Genomic DNA, 2,400 nt, shown 5'->3' with positions numbered 1-2,400 from the left:
GGTTCACTAAACCTCCCGGGCTTGCTTACAGGCAAGGCCGGTGTAGCCCTGGCCCTGCTGGAAAAGACAGATGGCCAATTCTGGATGCCCCAGGTGCTGAGCGCAGGATTATTGGAAACAGCCCCGGAAGACCTGGCTAAGCCGGCCAAACAACTACATACCGCATAATCAGATCATGAATAGAATCGAACTAAAATTCCTTTATTGGGTAAAAAATTTATTCAATACGCATCTACCGCACGAGCACCAGTCCCTTAAGCAAAATTAGAAATTCCATGCCCTTTTCTTCGAAATACGCATAAGAATAAAGATGGATATGAGTGGATAAGTTAATAAATATAAGCATAGCTTGGAATAAGCAGGCAGGAGCTGGAACAAGCTGTTAGCGCTAAAGCCAGTTGCAGCAGGGCTTTTCAGCCGAAAATCCTTACCTAGAAAAGCAAGCGGGCGGCGGGAATCGAACCCGCATCATCAGCTTGTAAGGCTCAACAATTTCTCGCCCAGTCTCATTGCAGCGCAATCGATTTAAAAATAAAAAAGCCGCATGTGAGATGTTTGGTGAGATGTTTTGCTCTGAGAGCTCCCTGAGAGCCAAAAATTTCAAAAACTAAAATTGGTTGAAATTGAGCTCCTGAGATGGAAACGAGATAGATGAGATGCCCTAAAACTGATTGAAAAGCGGTTGTTTCTATCAATGGGCAGCTAGGGCTTTAAATCCTCTTTTTGGCGGGGCTAGCTGTTGCCCTCAAAGGCCCATTTGCCACCATTTACCTGCATCAACGGCTTTTTAAGCAATAACTGCCGGAGCTAAACCAACCAACGCCGCTATTGCGGTTGAAGATATTACTTGTCAAAAGGGAGCTGATGTTTCACGCAGGAGCAATTGACAAGTCCCAAAACTAAAGCATATAGACGTGTTGCTGGTAACAACCTGATTTGCTATTGATTATTTGCTTACTCAAGCTGCATAGCTGATTGCACTCCGCCGCTAAAGGTAGGCTTCAGTGAACTTACGCTTTAGGTAAGTTCGTGGGCGATTATAAAATGTTGCCCGTGCATTGGCTTTATCGAAAACTCTCCCGCAAAAAGCTTTTCAAGCAGTTGGAGCGATCGGTGGTAGATGAATGTCAAACTTTGCACTCCAAATAGCTCAGGCCCAAAGAGGATCAGTGGCAGCTCCGCCATCAAATAGTCAACGGCATGTAGGCGATCTAGATCGCTCAACTGATATCCTTCTCGCCGCCTGTTCTCAAGAACCTCATCAGTTGCCGCAAGGCACTCCCTTTGAAACTCACTGTCGGTAGCAAATGCGGTACGGGAGCGTTTTTCTAAATTGGCATAGTTTCCATACTTTGCCAGTAGAGACCATGGCAGGAGATCTACTCGGTTGATTGCATTATCAGCTGCCTCTCGAGCGCGATCAATCTTGTTATTTAGGTACCGCATTTGTCGCCTGGTCTTATGTAAGGCCTCATCAAGGGAGTAGCCACCCGCCTCTAATGTCCACACAGTTGGGGTGTCTGGAACAAACACACGGGCAAAATCAAAGTGATTGTTAGCCCATAACAGCAACTCGGCGATTCGGTTCTCGCTGTAATACTTATTAAATGGACTAGCTCCAATAACAACATGGAAACGTTCCCCGCGAGCTGGTAAACATTGAGCCAAATTGGTTTTGTTGTGGCGATACTTGGCGTTGCCGTACGAGAAGAAGACACATCCTTCCCCTGGGCGCGCTCTGATGACCATGCTGCAGCCGGGGCACGTTTGGCACACAATTAATGCGTAAAACGCGATGTTCTTTGAAATCCGGCTTTTGCATTGGGGGCAGATCAACTCCGCTTTGAAAAACGATGCCATGATTAGGTGTATGTGCTCGCCGAGTGGTGTAATGACTTTGCAGTGATGCCCAACTCAGTTTAGCGGTAGAAACGAGATGCTTATTAGGCTAATGAGAATATTTCGGGGCAAGTCCACATCATTGTCCCCAGCAAAATTCGTCCTACCAGGAGATTAGTCAACCTATTAATTCAATTCAAGGGGCCATAATTTATCAGTTTAATTACTGCTTACAGCTGGGCTGTTCATCTTGAAGTGCTGTTCAAACTGATGTACGTAAAAGGATTAGCCCGCCAAATTGGATCACCTGGGCCTGCACCCACCAAATAAACAATGCCAAAGGGTGGTGCAGTAGTCATGGCAGGGAAACCAACTGCTTCAGCAGTGAGGAATAAAAATGCTGTTGTTGCAGAAGGGGCGGCCAAAGCTGCACAGCAGCTGGCCAGTCTGTTGCCTGCAAAGCAGCGCTGATTTGATTTGCTGCAATGGCCAGGGGCACAAGCAGCTGGGGCTCAGTGGGATCAATGTAGAGCTGGGCAGGCTCACACCAAGGCTGGCAGG

General features: G+C 47.1%; 3 protein-coding genes. All 3 read right to left on the bottom strand.

The window, feature by feature from the left end:
- Window positions 1–506 precede the first annotated feature (506 nt).
- Window positions 507–695: a hypothetical protein gene (locus KB557_RS10720; RefSeq protein ID WP_255134067.1), complete on the bottom strand. Its 189-nt coding sequence runs from the start codon at window positions 693–695 to the stop codon at window positions 507–509.
- A gap of 322 nt (window positions 696–1,017) precedes the next feature.
- Window positions 1,018–1,749 carry a tRNA-dependent cyclodipeptide synthase gene (locus KB557_RS10715; RefSeq protein WP_255134065.1) on the bottom strand — a complete coding sequence of 244 codons (732 nt, stop codon included), beginning with the start codon at window positions 1,747–1,749 and terminating at the stop codon, window positions 1,018–1,020.
- 445 nt (window positions 1,750–2,194) lie between these two features.
- On the bottom strand, window positions 2,195–2,400 hold a 206-nt coding region (locus KB557_RS10710), incomplete at its 5' end, for a hypothetical protein (protein WP_255134063.1).

The organism is Synechococcus sp. Cruz CV12-2-Slac-r, from assembly GCF_024346075.1.
Taxonomy (GTDB): Bacteria; Cyanobacteriota; Cyanobacteriia; order PCC-6307; family Cyanobiaceae; genus Synechococcus_D.
Note: the sequence above shows the minus strand (reverse complement) of the source record. Positions and strands in the feature narration are given on the sequence as shown.

Bases quoted from the DNA above. Each gene is read 5' to 3' on its own strand.
- KB557_RS10715 (WP_255134065.1), bottom strand. From the start codon at position 1,749: ATGGTCATCAGAGCGCGCCCAGGGGAAGGATGTGTCTTCTTCTCGTAC.